The organism is Natronospira bacteriovora (assembly GCF_030848495.1).
GTDB lineage: Bacteria > Pseudomonadota > Gammaproteobacteria > Natronospirales > Natronospiraceae > Natronospira > Natronospira bacteriovora.
On record NZ_JAVDDT010000007.1, the window covers coordinates 52236 to 69363 of the forward strand.

15 protein-coding genes are annotated in these 17128 nt (G+C 62.5%); 12 read left to right on the forward strand and 3 right to left on the reverse strand.

Features of this window, described 5'->3' with window-relative positions; all coding sequences use genetic code 11:
• Nucleotides 1-151: 151 nt before the first annotated feature.
• The 9 genes from RBH19_RS10685 to trpC all read left to right on the forward strand — a co-directional run bounded on the left by RBH19_RS10685 (nucleotide 152) and on the right by trpC (nucleotide 11278).
• Entirely contained in the window at nucleotides 152-3265 is a 3114-nt protein-coding gene (locus RBH19_RS10685) for an efflux RND transporter permease subunit (RefSeq protein WP_306728846.1), read from the forward strand.
• 200 nt (nucleotides 3266-3465) lie between these two features.
• Nucleotides 3466-4044, forward strand: a complete 579-nt coding sequence (locus tag RBH19_RS10690) for a DUF2231 domain-containing protein (RefSeq protein WP_306728847.1) — start codon at nucleotides 3466-3468, stop codon at nucleotides 4042-4044.
• Nucleotides 4045-4536: 492 nt separating this feature from the next.
• Nucleotides 4537-5352: a co-chaperone DjlA gene (gene djlA, locus RBH19_RS10695; protein ID WP_306728848.1), complete on the forward strand. Its 816-nt coding sequence runs from the start codon at nucleotides 4537-4539 to the stop codon at nucleotides 5350-5352.
• Nucleotides 5353-5601: 249 nt separating this feature from the next.
• Complete coding sequence (gene rpe, locus RBH19_RS10700; RefSeq protein ID WP_306728849.1) at nucleotides 5602-6276, forward strand: ribulose-phosphate 3-epimerase; 675 nt, start codon at nucleotides 5602-5604, stop codon at nucleotides 6274-6276.
• Nucleotides 6273-6974: a phosphoglycolate phosphatase gene (locus RBH19_RS10705; protein ID WP_306728850.1), complete on the forward strand. Its 702-nt coding sequence runs from the start codon at nucleotides 6273-6275 to the stop codon at nucleotides 6972-6974. The genes rpe and RBH19_RS10705 overlap by 4 nt, the downstream gene beginning before the upstream one ends.
• Nucleotides 6975-7124: 150 nt before the next feature.
• Complete coding sequence (trpE, locus tag RBH19_RS10710; protein WP_306728851.1) at nucleotides 7125-8612, forward strand: anthranilate synthase component I; 1488 nt, start codon at nucleotides 7125-7127, stop codon at nucleotides 8610-8612.
• 85 nt (nucleotides 8613-8697) lie between these two features.
• The gene (locus RBH19_RS10715; RefSeq protein ID WP_306728852.1) at nucleotides 8698-9288 is read left to right on the forward strand and encodes an anthranilate synthase component II; all 591 of its coding nucleotides are present in this window, start codon (nucleotides 8698-8700) and stop codon (nucleotides 9286-9288) included.
• 182 nt (nucleotides 9289-9470) lie between these two features.
• Complete coding sequence (trpD, locus tag RBH19_RS10720; protein ID WP_306728853.1) at nucleotides 9471-10484, forward strand: anthranilate phosphoribosyltransferase; 1014 nt, start codon at nucleotides 9471-9473, stop codon at nucleotides 10482-10484.
• Nucleotides 10481-11278, forward strand: coding sequence for an indole-3-glycerol phosphate synthase TrpC (trpC, locus tag RBH19_RS10725; RefSeq protein WP_306728854.1), 798 nt, complete (start codon nucleotides 10481-10483; stop codon nucleotides 11276-11278). Before trpD ends, trpC begins: the two co-directional genes overlap by 4 nt.
• A 606-nt stretch (nucleotides 11279-11884) precedes the next feature.
• Here trpC and crp read toward each other — a convergent pair.
• On the reverse strand, nucleotides 11885-12571 hold the full coding sequence (gene crp, locus RBH19_RS10730) for a cAMP-activated global transcriptional regulator CRP (protein WP_306728855.1): 687 nt from the start codon (nucleotides 12569-12571) through the stop codon (nucleotides 11885-11887).
• Between the two features lie 291 nt (nucleotides 12572-12862).
• On the opposite strand from crp, the gene speD reads away from it, so the two are divergent.
• Nucleotides 12863-13657, forward strand: a complete 795-nt coding sequence (gene speD, locus RBH19_RS10735) for an adenosylmethionine decarboxylase (protein WP_306728856.1) — start codon at nucleotides 12863-12865, stop codon at nucleotides 13655-13657.
• Between the two features lie 150 nt (nucleotides 13658-13807).
• Here speD and coq7 read toward each other — a convergent pair whose 3' ends face one another.
• Nucleotides 13808-14428 (reverse strand): 2-polyprenyl-3-methyl-6-methoxy-1,4-benzoquinone monooxygenase, encoded by a 621-nt coding sequence (coq7, locus tag RBH19_RS10740; RefSeq protein ID WP_445353982.1) that lies wholly within the window; start codon nucleotides 14426-14428, stop codon nucleotides 13808-13810.
• A gap of 43 nt (nucleotides 14429-14471) precedes the next feature.
• Nucleotides 14472-15773: a (Fe-S)-binding protein gene (locus RBH19_RS10745; protein WP_306728858.1), complete on the reverse strand. Its 1302-nt coding sequence runs from the start codon at nucleotides 15771-15773 to the stop codon at nucleotides 14472-14474.
• A gap of 127 nt (nucleotides 15774-15900) precedes the next feature.
• Between RBH19_RS10745 and RBH19_RS10750 the strand changes: the two genes are divergently transcribed.
• Nucleotides 15901-16701, forward strand: coding sequence for a DUF481 domain-containing protein (locus tag RBH19_RS10750; RefSeq protein WP_306728859.1), 801 nt, complete (start codon nucleotides 15901-15903; stop codon nucleotides 16699-16701).
• A 6-nt stretch (nucleotides 16702-16707) separates the two neighbouring features.
• Entirely contained in the window at nucleotides 16708-17016 is a 309-nt protein-coding gene (locus RBH19_RS10755) for a (2Fe-2S) ferredoxin domain-containing protein (protein WP_306728860.1), read from the forward strand.
• Nucleotides 17017-17128 lie beyond the last annotated feature (112 nt).

The window sequence follows — 17128 nt, forward strand, 5'->3', positions numbered from 1 at the left end:
AGTTCCCAGTTCCCAGTGAACAGTGGGATTGGGTCCAGCCTGATGTGGGAGAGGCTTTAGCCTCGATCAGGTGGCTTATCGAAGCCTAATCGCGGCTAAAGCCGCTCCCACAGAAGTGGTTCGAGGTCGCGAGGCCATCCGGAGTTAAAACATGGTTGAAAATCTGATTCGATGGTCCATTGCCAACCGGGTGTTGGTGCTGATTCTGGCGCTGGTGATCGGTGCAGTGGGCCTGTATGCCGTCAAGCACACGCCGGTGGATGCCATCCCGGATCTTTCCGATACCCAGGTGATCGTGCGTGCCGAGGCGCCGGGTCTGGCACCGGAAGTGGTCGAAGCCCAGGTTACCTATCCCCTCACCACGGCCCTGATGGCAGTGCCGGGGGCGGAGACCGTGCGTGGTTTTTCCATGTACGGCGATGCCTTCATCAATGTGCTGTTCGATGATGCCACCGATCTCTATTGGGCCCGCAGCCGGGTACAGGAATACCTGAGCCAGGTGGAAGGGCAGTTGCCCGATGGGGTGACGGTCTCCCTGGGGCCGGATGCCACCGGGGTCGGCTGGATCTACAAATACGCCCTGGTGGATCGTAGCGGTGAACACGACCTGGCCCAGCTGCGCGCCTTGCAGGACTGGTATCTGAAGTTTGAACTGCAGTCCGTGCCGGGCGTGGCCGAAGTGGCCACCGTCGGCGGCATGGTGCGTCAGTACCAGGTAGTGATGGATCCTGACCGCATGCGGGCCTATGGCTTGTCCATCAGCCAGGTACGTCAGGCGATCCAGGCCGGCAATGCGGAAGCCGGTGGGTCCATTCTGGAAATGGCGGAAGCCGAGTACATGGTGCGGGCGTCGGGTTACGTCCAGAGTCTGGATGATCTGCGTCTGATTCCGGTGGGCGTCGATGCCAATGGCGTGCCGGTGATGCTGGAGAACGTGGCCGACATCCGGCGCGGCCCGGCTGCCCGCCGAGGGATCGCCGAGCTGGACGGCGAAGGCGAGGTAGTGGGCGGCATCGTGGTCATGCGCGATGGCGAAAATGCCCGGGAGACCATCCGTGCGGTCCGCTCCCGGCTGGATGAGCTCAAGTCCGGTCTGCCGGCCGGCGTGGAAATCGTCGAAACCTATGACCGTTCGGCCCTGATTGGCCGCGCCATTGCCACCCTGTGGGAGAAGCTGGCTCTGGAGTTCGCGGTGGTGGTGCTCATCATCGGCCTCTTCCTGTGGCATATGCGATCGTCCCTGGTGGTGCTGATCAGCCTGCCGCTGGGTGTACTGGCGGCCTACATCATCATGTACTTCCAGGGCATCAACGCCAACATCATGTCCCTGGGGGGCATTGCCATCTCCATCGGGGTGATGGTGGATGCGGCCATCGTACTGATCGAGAATGTTCACCGACGATTCGAGAAAGACCCGCCACCGCCCGAGAAGCACTGGGCGGCCATTGAAGAGGCGACGCTGGAAGTGGGCCGCCCCATCTTCTTCAGCCTGCTGGTGGTGGCCCTGAGCTTCCTGCCCGTGTTTGCCCTGGAGGCGCAGGAAGGACGCCTGTTTGCGCCGCTTGCCTTTACCAAGACCTATGCCATGGCCGCGGCAGCGGGCATTGCCGTCACCCTGGTACCGGTGCTGATGGGTTATTTCATTCGTGGGCATATCCGGCCCCAGGAGGCCAACCCCTTCAGTCGCGGAGTGCATTGGCTGTATCGCCCCATCATCCATGGCGTACTGCGTCATCCGGTCTGGGTGCTGGTGGGGACGCTCATCATTGCCGCCACCACATTCTGGCCGGTGGATCGCATGGGCAGTGAGTTTATGCCGGAACTGGATGAAGGCGACCTGATGTACATGCCCACCACCCTGCCGGGGATTTCGCCCGACAAGGCACGTGAGCTGCTGCAGCAGACCGATGCCCTGATCAAGCAGGTGCCGGAGGTGAAGCGGGTCTTCGGCAAGGTGGGTCGGGCCGACACGGCTACGGACCCGGCCCCCATGACCATGATTGAAACTTTCATCATGCTCAAGCCGCGCAACGAGTGGCGGGACGGGGTCACCACCCAGGACATCAAGGATGAGCTGGATGCGCTGGTTCAGTTTCCGGGTCTGACCAATGCCTGGGTCTTCCCCATCCAGACCCGCATCGACATGCTGGCGACCGGGATTCGAACGGATCTGGGTATCGGCATCAGTGGGCCGGATCTGGCCGTCATCGAAGAAATCGGTCAGCAGATCGAGGCCGTGGTCAACGAGATTCCCGGCACGCAATCGGCGTTGGCGGACCGTACCGCCTCCGGTCGCTATCTTGATGTGCATGTGGATCGCCGTGCCGCGGCCCGTTTCGGGCTCAATATCGATGACGTGCACGAAGTGGTGCGCTATGCCATTGGCGGCATGAATGTGGGGGAGACCGTGGAAGGTCTGGAACGTTTCCCCATCAACATTCGTTATCCCCATGACTGGCGTGATTCGCCCGAGAAACTCGAGCAACTGCCTTTCGTGGCACCCAATGGCACGGAACTGGCGCTCGGCCAGGTGGCCCACATCGGCGTCTCCGACGGCCCGGCCATGATCCGCACCGAGAACACCCGGCCCACCGGCTTTGTCTTCGTCGAAATCGGTGATCGTTCCCTGGGGGACTATGTGGCCGAGGCCCGGGCGCGGGTGGCCGAGGAAGTGGACTTGCCGGCCGGTTATTCCCTCAGCTGGGGCGGGCAGTACCAGTACATGGAGCGGGCCATGGAGCGCCTCTCCGTGCTGATCCCGATTGTGCTGGCTATCATCGTGGTGTTGCTGATGATGACCTTCAATCGGCTGTCTGATGTGTTCATGGTGCTGTTGACCGTCCCCCTGTCGCTGGTGGGTGGCTTCTGGCTCATGTGGCTGCTTGGTTTCGACATGTCCATTGCCGTGGCGGTGGGTTTCATCGCCCTTGGCGGCCTGGCGGTGGAGACCGGGGTGATCATGCTGGTCTATCTCAACCAGGCCTTCCGCGACTGGCAGGAGTCGGTGGGAGAGAACATGACCCGCGCCAATCTGCGTGAAGCCATCACGGAAGGGGCGCTGAGGCGCGTACGCCCCATCACCATGACTGAAACCACGGTGTTCCTGGGTCTGCTGCCGATCATGATCGGTACCGGCACCGGCGCCGAAGTGATGCAGCGCATTGCCGCACCCATGGTGGGCGGTGTCTTCAGCGTCTGGGTCACGGCCCTGGTGGTGCTGCCGGTGGTGTTTTATCTCGTTCGTTCCCGCGGGTTGAGAGAGTGAACAGTTCCCAGTTCCCAGTGAACAGAAAAACCGGGCTTTCCAGGTCTCCTGTGGGAGCGGCGTCCGCCGCGATCAAGGCTTCGATTACCTTTGGTTCGCGGCGGACGCCGCTCCCACAGAAAACAGGCACCAGCCTGCTGCCCACTCTCCCGGCCAAAGCCGCAAATCGTGAAATCTGAAATGCACAATCGGAGCTAATCATGATCGAAATGATCCCCAACTGGCACCCCATCTGGGTGAAACTGACCATTGGTCTGCTGTTCGGCAGCGGTCTGTTCTATCTGTTCTGGGCCATCAAGCCCGAGTGGAAGGATATGCGTATTGCCGGGCGCTGGACGCTCTGCTTCGGTGTCATCGCGGCGATTGCTGCCGTGATCAGTGGCTTCATTGCCTATAACACCGTGCCCCACGATGGCGAGGCCCATCCGGTCATGATCGTTCATCGTAACTGGGGTATCGCCAGTCTGATCGTCTTCGTGATCCTTGGTGCCTGGGCGTTGATGCGCTATCTGTCCCGGGTCAACGAGACCCGACCCTTCGCCCTGGCCATGGCCCTGGGTGTGGCGGTATTGATGACCACCGGCTGGTACGGCAGCCACCTGGTGTACAAGCACGGCCTGGGTGTGGAGCGTCTGCCGGACGCCGATGACCATCATCACCACCACAATGGCCATGATCACGATCATCATGGCGACGACCACGACCACGACCACGACCACGACCATGACCATGACCATGACCATGACCATGACCATGACCATGACCATGACCATGGATAAGGGTGGAACTGGCCTGGCCTGATTGATGTGGGAGCGGCATTCTTGCCGCGATCCGATTTGTCGGTGTCGTTAGCGGGTGGGGTGGCACCGCCGGTTCCCCGGCTCCGAAAGTGAGGTGTGAGGTGTAAGGCGCGAGGTGAAAACCCGGGCGCCTTCGGCGCCCAACGGCCGGCCGTCGGCCGGCCTGAGTCGCGCGCAGCGCGGAAGCCGAAGGCTTCGACCTTCCCCTCACACCTCACCCCTCACACCTCACTTTCGGAGCCGACGGACCGACGGTGCCACTCCGAGGGCTAACGACACCCACCGCCCACCCATCGCGGCGGACGCCGCTGCCACAGCCGAAGAGCCAGCTCCAGGCCGGGAATCATTGGCACAGAACCGCTTGAAGCTTGTCGCTTGAGGCTTGCAGCTGGCCGACCTCAGGAGGCCCAATGGTTCCCTTCCGGCGCCGGCTGACGGACAATAGGCCTTTTTGCGGATTCCCGAACCTCCATGGCCGAGACGCAGGCGAACATCAACAACTGGTGGGGCAAGATCCTTGGCGGTGGCCTGGGCTGGGTGGCCGGTGGCCCCTGGGGTGTGCTCGTGGGCCTGCTGGTGGGGCATGCCTTCGATCGTCGTCAGGCCGGGCTGACCCGTTTCCGCCAGCAGGGCAGCGACCCCGAGCGTTTTCCGGACACCGTGTTTCAGGTCATGGGCTATCTGGCCAAGGTGGACGGGCGGGTCTCCGAAGCGGAGATTGCCGCCGCCCGCCAGGCCATTTCACAGCTTGGCCTCAACCAGGCCAGTGCGGAGCGGGTCAAGCAGTGCTTCAATGAGGGCAAGGCCGGCACCTTTCCCCTGGATGCCGCCTTGCGCCGTGCTCGCCAGATCTGCGGGCGGCGAACCGACCGGGCGCGCATCTTTGTCGAGCTGCTGGCCCAGATCGCTCTGGCGGATGGCCACATTCGGGCCGCCGAGCAGCGAGTGCTGGAACAGGCCTGCCATCACCTCGGCTTCAAGCGGCGAGAGCTCAACCAGATCATTGCCATCATCTCGGCCCAGCAGAGCCGATCCAGCAGTCACTGGCAACCGCGGAGACCGCCCCCCGTGCACGATGTACACAGCGCCTATTCCGTGCTCGGTGTGGAGCGCAGCAGCAGTGACGAGGCCGTCAAGAAGGCCTACCGCCGTCTGATGAGCCAGCATCACCCGGATAAGCTGGCCGCCCGCGGCCTGTCGCCGGAGATGCTCAAGCTGGCCGAGGAAAAGACCGTGGAGATTCGCGCCGCCTACGACCGGATTCGCGAAGCGCGGGGGATGCGCTGAGGCAGCGGAGCTGCCTTGGCGCTAGTGAACAGTTCCCAGTTCCCAGTGAACAGCGGGTTTGTGCCTGCTTTTTTGTGGGAGAGGCTTTAGCCTCGATAGGGGAGTAATCGGAGCCTTGATCGCGGCTAAAGCCGCTCCCATAGAAGGTCTGGAAAAGCTGGCTTTTTCTGTTCACTGGGAACTGTTCACTTATCGTTTTTCGAAGCCTATATGCGGAAATTTCAGCAAAACGCTTAAGGACTGAAAACCATGCTCAAACCCGTCATCGCCCCGTCCATCCTGTCCGCCGATTTTGCCCGTCTGGGAGAGGAAGTCGACAATGTGCTTGCCGCCGGCGCGGACTGGGTGCATTTCGACGTGATGGACAATCACTATGTGCCCAATCTCACCATCGGGCCCATGGTCTGCGAGGCCCTGCGCAAGCATGGGGTGACCGCGCCCATTGATGTGCATCTGATGATTCAGCCGGTGGATCGCATCATCCCGGACTTCGCCAAGGCCGGTGCCAGCACCATCAGTTTCCATCCCGAGGCCAGCGAACATCCCCATCGCACCATTCAGGCCATCCGCGACGCGGGTTGTCAGCCGGGGCTGGTGTTCAATCCGGGCACTTCCCTGAGTCACCTGGACTGGCTGCTGGATGAGATCGACCTGGTGCTGCTGATGTCGGTGAACCCGGGCTTCGGTGGTCAGAAGTTCATTCCGTCCACGCTGGACAAGCTGCGCGAAGCCCGCCAGCGCATCGACGCCAGCGGCCGTGAAGTGCGTCTGGAAGTGGATGGCGGCATCAAGGCCGACAACATCGCCGAGGTGGCGGCCGCCGGTGCCGATACCTTCGTGGCCGGCTCGGCCATCTTCGGCGCGGACGATTACGCTGGCGTGATTCGCGACATGCGCGAGGCCATTGCCGGGGTGGCCCGGTGAGCGAAGCCCTGGCCCTGGCGGTCAATGGTCATCGATTCGACACCGCCCTGCTGATCTTCGATCTGGACGGCACCCTGGTGGACAGTGTGCCGGACATTGCCGCCGCCGTGGATGCCACGGCGATTGCGGCGGATCTGCCGCCACCCGGGGAGGCGCAGGTGCGTCAGTGGGTGGGCAGTGGCGCCCGTCGGCTGGTGCGCCGCATGCTGGAGCATGGTCATGGGCGTCCGGTTACGGATGGGAAGCTGTCCGAGGCCCACGAGCTGTTTCTGGCCGCTTACGCGGCCCGTCTGGTCAAGGACAGCCGCCTCTATCCGGGTGCCGAGGATCTCCTGCAGACTCTGGGCAAGCACGATATTCCCATCGCCTGTGTCACCAACAAGCCCGAGGATCTGGCCCGGGGCGTACTGGCGGGTATGGGTATCGAGAACCGTTTCCACTGGCTGCTCGGCGGAGACAGTCTGGAAGAGCGCAAACCCTCGGCTCGCCCGCTGGCGTGGGTAATGCAGCAGGCCGGGGTGCCGGCCACGCAGGCATTGCTGGTGGGCGACTCGGAAACCGATGTGGCAGCCGCCCGCAATGCGGGCTGTTCCATTGTGGCGGCCCGTTATGGTTATAATCGAGGCTTCGTGTCGGAGAGCGATCAGCCGGACGCCTGGTTCGATGCCCTCTCCGAGATCCGGATTCTGGAGTCCTGATGCGTCATGCCGGCCCACAATCAGCCCATGCTTCCGCCCACCATTGGTGGCTGGCGGCCGCTGGCTGGTGGTGGCGTCCCATGACCACTGCCAGCAGCCAGCACGGGGCCACTTCTGCCCTGGGGACCCACGAAACCGGAATCCGTCTTCATGAATCACAGTCAGTTTCAGCAGCTCGCCAGCCACGGTCATAACCGCATCCCGGTTTACCGCGAAATCCTCGCGGATCTGGAAACCCCCCTCAGCACCTATCTGAAACTCGCCCATGGACGAGGCCCGGGTACCTATCTGTTCGAGTCCGTGCAGGGCGGCGAGCGCTGGGGCCGCTATTCCATCATCGGTCTGCCGGCTCGTGACTGTATCGAAGTCACTGAGGGCCGCTTTCGCCATCTTCGGGATGGCGTGTTGCAGGCCGAGGAAACCCTGAGTGACCCCCTGGCCCACATTGCCGAGTGGCAGGCTGCCTTCAGTGCGCCGCGACTGCCCCAGCTGCCGCGCTTTACCGGTGGCCTGGTGGGCTATTTCGGCTATGACACCATCGGCTACATCGAGCCGCGCCTGACCGGCCGTCATCAGGCCGATGAAAGCGGTTTGCCGGACATCCAGCTCTGGTTGTCGGAAGAAGTGGTGGTCTTCGACAATCTCACGGGGCGTCTCTTTCTCATCGTCAATGTGGATCCGGGACAGGATCAGGCCTGGACGAAGGCCAATGAGCGCCTGGATGAACTCACGGCTCAGCTCAACACGCCCCTGTCGCCGCGACCGCTGCCGCCGGACACCCCGTTTCCGGAGCCGGAGGCGCGCTTCCCTGAAGCGGATTTCCTGGCGGCCGTGGAAAAGGTGCGTGGTCTGATCCGCGATGGCGATGCCATGCAGGTGGTGCTGTCGCAGCGCCTGTCCCTGCCCTGGGACGGAGATGCCCTGGATATCTACCGGGCCCTGCGTTGTTTCAATCCCTCTCCCTATCTTTATTACCTGGATCTGGGTGACGTGGAGATTGCCGGCTCGTCACCGGAAATCCTGGTGCGCGTGGAAGAGGGTGAAGTCACCGTGCGGCCGATTGCCGGCACCCGGCCACGGGGAGCGACCGACGCGGCCGACCTGGCCCTGGAGCAGGAGCTGCTGGCCGACCCCAAGGAATTGGCCGAGCATCTGATGCTGATCGACCTGGGGCGCAACGATGTGGGTCGTATCAGCGAGCCGGGCAGTGTGCGCCTGACGGAGCGCATGCGCATCGAGCGCTACTCCCATGTGATGCATATCGTCTCGGCGGTCACCGGCCGCCTGCAGCCGGAGCTGTCCGCCATGGATGCCCTGCGCGCCTGTTTCCCCGCCGGCACGGTCAGCGGGGCGCCCAAGGTGCGCGCCCTGGAAATCATCGATGAGCTGGAGCCGGTGCGTCGGGGGGTGTACTCCGGCGCCATCGGCTATCTCGGCTGGCAGGGCGACATGGATACCGCGATCGCCATTCGCACGGCCCTTCTCAAGGACGGCCGCCTGGACATCCAGGCCGGCGCCGGCATCGTGCATGACTCTGTGCCGGAGAAGGAATGGGAAGAAACCCTGAACAAGGGGCGCGCCTTGATCAAGGCCGCGGAGCTGGCACGCAAGGGTTTGCATCGGGGTGATCTCTTCTAGTTCGTTGCTGGAGAATTCCGACAACGACAACGACAACGACAACGACAACGATTGCGAATGCAAGGTAGAGACAGGATAGAAACCCATGGTCTTGATGATCGATAACTATGACTCCTTCACCTACAACCTGGTCCAGTACCTGCTGGAGTTGGGTGAGGAGGTGGCGGTGCACCGCAATGACGAGATCACGGTGGCGGAGGCCATGGCCCTGAAGCCGGATCACATCGTCATCTCGCCGGGTCCGTGTACGCCCAATGAAGCGGGAATCTCCATGGATCTGATTCGTGAAGCCGCCGGTGTGATTCCTCTGCTGGGGGTCTGCCTCGGGCATCAGTCCATCGGGCAGGTGTTCGGTGGCCGGGTGGTGCATGCCCGGGACGTGATGCACGGCAAGACCTCCATGATGCATCACAACAGCCAGGGGATCTTTAGAGACTTGCCCAACCCCTTCGAGGCGACCCGTTATCACTCTCTGATCGTGGCGGCTGACGACCTGCCCGAGTGCCTGGAAGTCACGGCGTGGACCGAGACCGAGGATGGCGAGCGCGACGAGATCATGGGTTTCCGTCATCGGGAGCTGGCGGTGGAGGGGGTTCAGTTTCACCCTGAATCCATTCTCACCCAGCACGGGCACGACATGTTGCGAAACTTCCTCCACGAACACGATGGAAGATGATGGAGAACCCCCCTCGGGCTGCCAGTCGTAATCGTAGTCGTAATCGTAATCGGCTTTTCGAAAGGTTTAAGGAGCAAGGAGCAAAAACCCGATTACGACTACGACTACGATTACGACTACGAGGTCAGTTGGATGGTTGGGTTCTGTGACTCAGGTTCTGCGGTTTCTTTCTAGGGGTTGGGATGGATATCAAACAGGCGATAGCGGCAGTGCTGGACGGGGTGAACCTGTCCGGTGATGAGATGACAGCGGTCATGCGTCAGATCATGCAGGGCGAGGCCACGCTGGCGCAGATCGGCGGCTTTCTCGTTGGCCTGCGTGGCAAGGGCGAGACCGTGGAAGAGATTGCCGCGGCGGCCCGGGTCATGCGGGACTTTGCCACCCGGGTCGAGGTGGCCACGGATCATCTGGTGGATACGGCCGGCACCGGCGGGGACGGTCGGTCCCTGTTCAATGTGTCCACCGCCGCCTGCTTTGTCATTTCTGCCGCCGGCGGGCGTGTGGCCAAGCACGGCAATCGGGCCCAGTCCGGCAGTAGCGGCAGTGCCGATGTGCTGGAGAGCCTGGGGGTTCGCATCGACATGAGCCCGGAAGAAAGCGCGGCCTGCATTGATGGTATCGGTGTCGGCTTTCTGTTCGCTCCCAGTCACCACGCGGCGACCCGCCATGCGGCGGGACCGCGACGCGAACTGGGAACCCGGACCGTCTTCAATCTGCTCGGCCCCCTGACCAACCCGGCGGGCGCACCCCATCAGATCATGGGCGTGTACGGGCCCGAGTGGGTCGAGCCGATTGCGCGTGTTTTTCAGAATCTGGGTAGCAAGCATGTGCTGGTTTTCCATTCCGAGGATGGCCTGGACGAAATCAGCATTGCAGCGCCCACCCGGATTGCCGAATTGCAGCATGGCGAGGTGAAGACCTGGCGCCTGGATCCGCGGGAATACGGCATTGAGCATGCGAGTCTGGATGCGCTTGTCGTGGACGGGCCGGAGGCCAGCGCTGAGTTGATTCGTCGCGTGCTGGCCGGTGAGTCCGGCCCGGCCAGTGACATGGTGGCGCTGAATGCGGCGGCCGGGATTCAAGCCTGTGATCGTGCGGCGAGCTTCGGGGAAGCCCTGACGCTGGCCCGAGCGGTGCTGGCGGACGGACGGGCACTGGCTCGGCTGGATGCCCTGCGGGAAAGGAGTGCGGCATGAAGGATACGCCGGATGTGCTGGTCAAGATTCTCGATCGCAAGGCCGAAGAGATTGCCCAGGGCAAGCAGCAATACAGCCTGAGCGCACTGGAGGCCCTGGCCGGCGAGGCGGATGCCGTGCGCAAATTCGTCGAGCCCATTGCGGCGCGTGTTCGTGCATCGCGGCCGGCGGTCATTGCCGAAGTAAAGAAGGCTTCACCCAGCAAGGGCGTACTGCGCGAGAACTTTGACCCGGCCGCCATTGCCGCCAGTTATGCCGACGCCGGTGCCGCCTGCCTGTCGGTGCTCACCGATCGTGACTTCTTCCAGGGCGATGCCCGCTACCTGCAGCAGGCCCGGGCGGCCTGCGAGCTGCCGGTACTGCGCAAGGACTTTCTCATTGACCCCTGGCAGGTGGTGGAAAGCCGCGCCATGGGCGCCGACTGCATTCTGCTGATCGTCGCGGCCCTGTCCGACGGGCAGATGGCCGAACTGGCCGATGTGGCCCACGCCCAGGGCATGGATGTGCTGGTGGAAGTGCATGATCAGCCAGAGCTTGAACGGGCACTGAAACTGGATCTGCCCCTGCTGGGCATCAACAACCGCGACCTGCGCCGTTTCGAAACCCGTCTGGAGACGACCCTGGACCTGCTCGCGCACATCCCGGATGAGCGCATCGTGGTGAGTGAGTCGGGGATTCATGCTCCGGCCGATGTCCAGCGCCTGAGCGCGGCCGGCGTGCACGCCTACCTGATCGGCGAAGCCTTCATGCGGGCTGAAGACCCGGGGCAGGCCCTGGGGGCGTTGCTGGATTGAAGAGATTGGGACCACGAGATGGACACGAAATGGACACTAGATAAAAACCTTAAAAATCTAGCCGCGAGATGCACGCGAAATGGACGCAAGATGAAAGGCGACAAGATTTTTGGCCACAGATGAACACGGATGGACGCAGATGTGGGCCGTGCCTGGTGGGCCGGCGTGCCGCTTCGGAGGGGCCGTGCGTGACGGTGAGACAGGGTTGGCTACAGGCAGCGTGGGAGCGGATTTATCCGCGATTTCAATCACTCGGTTGGCAGGCCGTGTGTTTCCTGAGAGATCCGTGCCGAGGTCGAGCCGGCATTTTTTTCACAGAGATCACGGAGCGGGAGATTGTTTCGGTTTCGATAAAGCTTGCGTGTCGTCGATGGTGATTTGGCGCTGGATGGCTTGATCGCGGCTGAAAGCCGCTCCCACAGGGGGGCAGTCAGCACCCGCAGTGCCAAGCCTTATCTTGTGTCCATTTAGTGTTCATTTCGTGGTCAATATCCCTCATGCCATCCCCAGGCACGGCCCCTCCGAAGCAGCACGGCGGCCCACCAGGCACGGCCCAAATCTAGCGTCCATTTCGCGTGCATCTCGCGGCTAAAGGTTTTCAGACCGTCAATCCCGTCCCCCGCACTCCGACGCCAGTCCTTCGCTGTCCACGCCGGGCCCGGCGCCGAGGACGATGATTTTCTTGCCTTCGGCCCGGACCAGGCCCTGTTCTTCCAGGGCCTTGAGTACGCGTCCGGCCATTTCTCGTGAGCAGCCCACCAGGCGCCCCAGTTCCTGCCGGCTGAGCTGGATCTGGATCCCCTCCGGGTGGGTCATGGCATCGGGCTCGCGGCTCATTTCCAGCAGGGCCGCCGCGACCCGGCCGGTCACGTCCAGGAAGACCAGATCCCCCAGGCGACGGGTGGTCTTCTGCAGGCGTCGGGCCAGCTGGCGCGCCACGGCAAAGAGAATCTCGGGTTTCTGTGAACACAGGCGCTGGAAGCGGGCGTAGCTGATCTCGGCGATCTGGCATTCGCTGCGGGTGCGCACGAAGGCGCTGCGGGTGGCTTCGGCATCAAACAGGCCCATTTCGCCGAAGAATTCATTCTCGTGCAGGTAGGCCACCACCGCCTCATTGCCTTCCTCGTCCTCGATCAGCACGGTGACCGAGCCCTCGACGATGAAATAGAGTGAGTCCGGGGCTGCACCGGCATGGATGACCAATTTGCGGGCCGGCAGGCGCCGGACATGGCAGTGCGAGAGGAACCAATCCATGTCTTCGGCCTGCAGCGTGAGGCTGATTTCCTGGTTCATTGCGCTGAATTCCGCCTGTGACAGAGACTGAGGTCGTTCAGTATCAATGGTTTCGAGTTGGCCGTCGCTGGCCTGGGTGCGTCGCTCGATGCCCTTGATGCTGCGCCCATTCCCTGAGCACATGCGGTTGCCGGCCGCAACCCTTCTTTTACCGCCTGTCGCCCGCCTTGGCAACCGGGCCGCGCTTCGGGCAGAGTAGGAATTCGGAAAAATTGCTTTTCCCGCACCCCCGCAATCTGGATAATTGGCGGTTCACGCCCGATATTTCCCGCACATCAGAGGACGCGCCGCATGGACAGGCTTCGGCTGCATGGTTTCAACAATCTGACGAAGACCCTGAGCTTCAATATCTATGACATCTGCTATGCGCGAACCGAGCAGCATCGTCAGGAATACATCGCCTATATCGACGAGGCCTACAATGCCGAGCGCCTGACCCAGATCCTCACGGACGTATCGGACATCATCGGTGCCAATATCCTCAATGTGGCGCGGCAGGATTACGAGCCGGAGGGCGCTTCCGTGACCATTCTCATTTCCGAGGAGCCGGTGACTGAAGCCGAGGCCGCCAAGCAGGCGCTGGAAGAGCCGGGGCCGCTGCCGGAAGCCGTGGTGGGGCATCTGGACAAGAGCCATATCACGGTTCATACCTATCCGGAGAGCCATCCCCATGAGGGCATCAGCACCTTCCGTGCGGATATCGACGTGTCCACCTGTGGCCGCATCAGTCCGCTGAAGGCCCTGAATTATCTGATCCACTCATTCGAATCGGATATCGTGATGTGCGATTACCGGGTGCGGGGTTTTACCCGTGACGTGGACGGCCACAAGCACTTCATCGATCACGACATCACCTCCATCCAGAACTTCCTCTCCGAGGATACCCGGGAGCGCTACCAGATGGTGGACGTGAACGTGTATCAGGAAAACATGTTCCACACCAAGATGATGCTCAAGGACTTCGAGCTGAATGATTACCTTTTCGGCATGGGCGAGAAGGAAGTGAGCGACGAGGAAGCCGACAGGATCGTCGAGCGCGTGGAGCGGGAAATGCAGGAAATCTTCTACGGGCGGGATATGCGATAGCGGCCGGAGGCCGCTAGCTACAAGCCTCAAGCTACAAGCTTCAAGCAGCCCGTACTCTGTTCCTGCTCTCTGCGAGTAGAGGAGTGCCCCTGCGATTCAATCCATTGCGAGAGACTCTCGGTATGCACTGAGCAGCTTGCAGCTTGTAGCTCAGAGCCGATAGGCGAGGGTCGTCATCACCCGTGAGGCGGCCCACATCATCCCTCTCACGGGGGCCGGTAGTTCACTGCCGCCCTCGTTCAGGGCATTTTCCCGGTGCTCATCTTCTTCGGTGTGCATCTGCTGCAGAATGGCCCGACTGCGCTTGTCTTGGGCGGGAAGCCGGCCCATGTGGTCTTCCAGGTGGTGGCAGACCTGGCGCTCGGTCTCGGCCACGAAGCCCAGGTTCCAGCGATCCCCGAAGGCGCCGGCCACGGTGCCGATGGTGAAGGCGCCGGTGTACCAGACAGGGGTTAGCTTGCTGGGGCCTTCACCCAGTTCTTCCAGCCTGGCACCGCACCAGGCCAGATGATCCACCTCTTCATCCGCGGCTGCCTGCATGCGCTCGGCGACCTGGCGATCCCGGGCCGTCAGTGCCTGTGACTGGTATAGAGCCTGGGCGGCAACTTCACCGGCGTGATTGATTCGCATCAGCCCGGCCACATGCCGTCGTTCTGACTCACTGAGTTCCGCATCCGGGTGTGCGTTCCCGGGGCTGGGGCGCGCACTGCGTGTCTGCCCGGCGAACATGGTACGCAGGCCGCGGTCGAGGCCGGAGAGTAACTGATCCAGGGGAGAAAGTGTTCGTTCATTCATGGGTCACATGATAACCCAGTCACGCCTTGTCGGGCAGGCTGCGGGCGAGCAGTTCCACGGGATGCAGAACCTCGCAATGCGGCAGGCGCTCGGCAAGCTGGGCCCGCAACTGCAGTTTGCAGCCGATGTTGCTGGTGATCACCACATCGGGTCTGTGCAGGCAGACCTGATCGGCCAGCGAACGGCCGAGCCGGTCGGCGATATCCGGCTGGGTCAGAAGGTAGGCGCCGGCCGCGCCACAGCATTGTCCCTTCCCGTCCAGGGTCGTCAGCTCCAGCCCGGGGATCGCCGACAGCAACGCCCGGACGTCATCGGTTCCGCCCACCACATTGCGATGGCTGCAGGGCTGATGCACCAGGATCCGGGCATGCTGTGCCTTCCAGTCCAGGGAGTGGATCCGATCCAGCCGCGACAGATATTGGCTGACATCCCGGACCCGCCCCGCGAAGTTGACGTGAGCGGCGCCGTCATCCAGTTCCGGATACTCCATCAGGGTTGCCGCGCAGCCGGTGGCGCTGGTCAGAACGGGCGCTTCGCCCGTGAAGGCATTGACGTTACGCGTGCTCAGGCGGGCAGCGCCGGACAGATCACCGCCGTGTTGGGCCAGCGCGCCGCAGCAGCCCTGGTCCACCGGAATCTGCACTTCATGGCCTGTCGCCTGCAGCAGACGGATGATGGCCGAGCTCACGTCGGGATCAATCTGCTCGGCAATGCAGCCGAGAAAGAGCTGAACCGGCTTGCCTTGGCCGGATCTCGCGGGACGGGAGGGTGGTGCCTTCCGAGTGGCGGGCAGTCGCCGCTCCAGGCGCTTCAGGGCCGGCATGAGCGGAAGCACGGCCATTCTCGTCAGGGTGCGCAGGCCCAGGCGTTCACTCCAGCGCAGCAGTGTCACCAGGCGCCGCAGCCAGGCCGGACGTGCAAACAGCCAGGCGGCCAGGCGCTCGATGCGGGGACGCGGTCGCTGAGCCGCCAGCAGTGCGCGACCGTGGTCAATGAGGCGGCCGTAGGGAACCTTGGCCGGGCAGACCGGTTCACAGTTACGACAGCCCAGGCATTGATCCAGGTGCCGGGCCAGCTTTGCCGACGGGTCGAGCTGTTCCGTCGCCAGCCCCTGCATCAGTGCGATGCGCCCACGCGGTGATTCGCTCTCGTCCTGAAACAGGCGATAGGTGGGGCAATGGGGCAGACACAGGGCGCACTTTACGCAGAGATCCGCGTCAGCCAGCGGGAATTCCACCCGTCCATTCGCCGCCCGTCCATTCGACTGGGTGGGCCGCTCGGGCATTCGGGCGTGTTTTTGGCTGGGAATGGAGCGTTTCATGCGGTTATCATAACGCTTCGGCGCCCATTGGCTGCAGTCGTTCCCAAACGGCGTGCGCACGGCGCGGGAATTTCGTCACTTTCATCGGCGGGCGACTGCCCCGATACGGCAATTCACGGAGAGGCCATTGCGACAGTCCGGCGCACTCAAAGCCCTTGTTCCCTTCGTTCTCATGGTGCCTTTCTCCGCCCAGGCTGGTACGGACAGCATCTGGGGCACGGTGGAACGCCCGGATGAGGGGGAAGTGGCCATGAACGAGGAGATTCTCAACGGCGTGCGTTTCGGCGGCCGCGCGGAACTGAGCTACCAGCAGCTGCGCCGTACCACCGAGCAGGAAATTCTCAATTCCCGGATTCTGCTGGGTTTTGGCAAGGGTGATTGGGGGCATGCCATTGAGGCGCGTGCCAACCAGGGCAAGGAGGGGGAGACGACGACGGCCGAGCGCTATCAGCTCAATTTCAAGAGCGAATACAATATTGACGACAACGACTACGTTTTCGCGGCCGTCAATTCCGAGAAAAACCGTATCGACAATATTGATCTGCGCACGGTGGAAGCGCTGGGTTATGGTCGTCGCCTGATGCGAACCGATCGTCAACAACTGGATACCGAGGTCGGTCTGGGTGCCCGCCAGGTTCGTTTCCGTGATGATCTGCCCACTGAGCGCACCGAGATTCTGCGTCTTGGTCTCGACTACGATCTGAAGATGAGTGATTCCGCTCGTCTCAGCCAGACCATCCAGGTGGATCGAGCCCTGGACAGCGAAGAGAATACCCGTTCCGAGTCCATCACCTCCGTTTCGGCCTCGCTGGTGGGGGAGCTGGCTCTCACCCTTTCGCTGGAATTCATTCATAACAGCCAGCCTGCATCCCCGGATATCCCGCGCACCCAGACGGTGACCAGCGTGGGCCTGAGCTACAGTTTCTGAATTGTCATGAGCCATTACCAGCGCCATGCCTTCTTCTGCACCAATCAACGCCGTGACGGCCGGGCCTGTTGCGGGGATCATGGTGCCTCGGAACTGCGCAAGTACGCTCGGGATCGCCTCCGGGCGCTGGATTTGTCAGGCCCGGGTGGTGTGCGGGCTTCCGCAGCCGGTTGCATGGATCGCTGCTCGGAGGGCCCGGTGATCGTCGTCTACCCGGAAGGTGTCTGGTACACCTACCTGTCACGGGATGACGTCGACCGGATCATTGACGAGCATCTGATCGCCGGGCGCCCGGTGGACGATCTCCGAATCTGATATTTCCCTGGCCCGCGGGCCTTATTTTCCGGGGTGCGGGGCTTGCGGAGCGTCCGGGGCCGCTGTACAATTGCCGCCCTTTAGCGGGAGCTGCGTGCCTCGCCGTCGTTTG

Coding starts and splice junctions, on each gene's coding strand:
- RBH19_RS10685 (WP_306728846.1), top strand. CDS start 152: ATGGTTGAAAATCTGATTCGATGGTCCATTGCCAACCGGGTGTTGGTG.
- RBH19_RS10690 (WP_306728847.1), top strand. CDS start 3,466: ATGATCGAAATGATCCCCAACTGGCACCCCATCTGGGTGAAACTGACC.
- djlA (WP_306728848.1), top strand. CDS start 4,537: ATGGCCGAGACGCAGGCGAACATCAACAACTGGTGGGGCAAGATCCTT.
- rpe (WP_306728849.1), top strand. CDS start 5,602: ATGCTCAAACCCGTCATCGCCCCGTCCATCCTGTCCGCCGATTTTGCC.
- trpE (WP_306728851.1), top strand. CDS start 7,125: ATGAATCACAGTCAGTTTCAGCAGCTCGCCAGCCACGGTCATAACCGC.
- RBH19_RS10715 (WP_306728852.1), top strand. CDS start 8,698: ATGGTCTTGATGATCGATAACTATGACTCCTTCACCTACAACCTGGTC.
- trpD (WP_306728853.1), top strand. CDS start 9,471: ATGGATATCAAACAGGCGATAGCGGCAGTGCTGGACGGGGTGAACCTG.
- trpC (WP_306728854.1), top strand. CDS start 10,481: ATGAAGGATACGCCGGATGTGCTGGTCAAGATTCTCGATCGCAAGGCC.
- crp (WP_306728855.1), bottom strand. CDS start 12,571: ATGAACCAGGAAATCAGCCTCACGCTGCAGGCCGAAGACATGGATTGG.
- speD (WP_306728856.1), top strand. CDS start 12,863: ATGGACAGGCTTCGGCTGCATGGTTTCAACAATCTGACGAAGACCCTG.
- RBH19_RS10745 (WP_306728858.1), bottom strand. CDS start 15,773: ATGAAACGCTCCATTCCCAGCCAAAAACACGCCCGAATGCCCGAGCGG.
- RBH19_RS10755 (WP_306728860.1), top strand. CDS start 16,708: ATGAGCCATTACCAGCGCCATGCCTTCTTCTGCACCAATCAACGCCGT.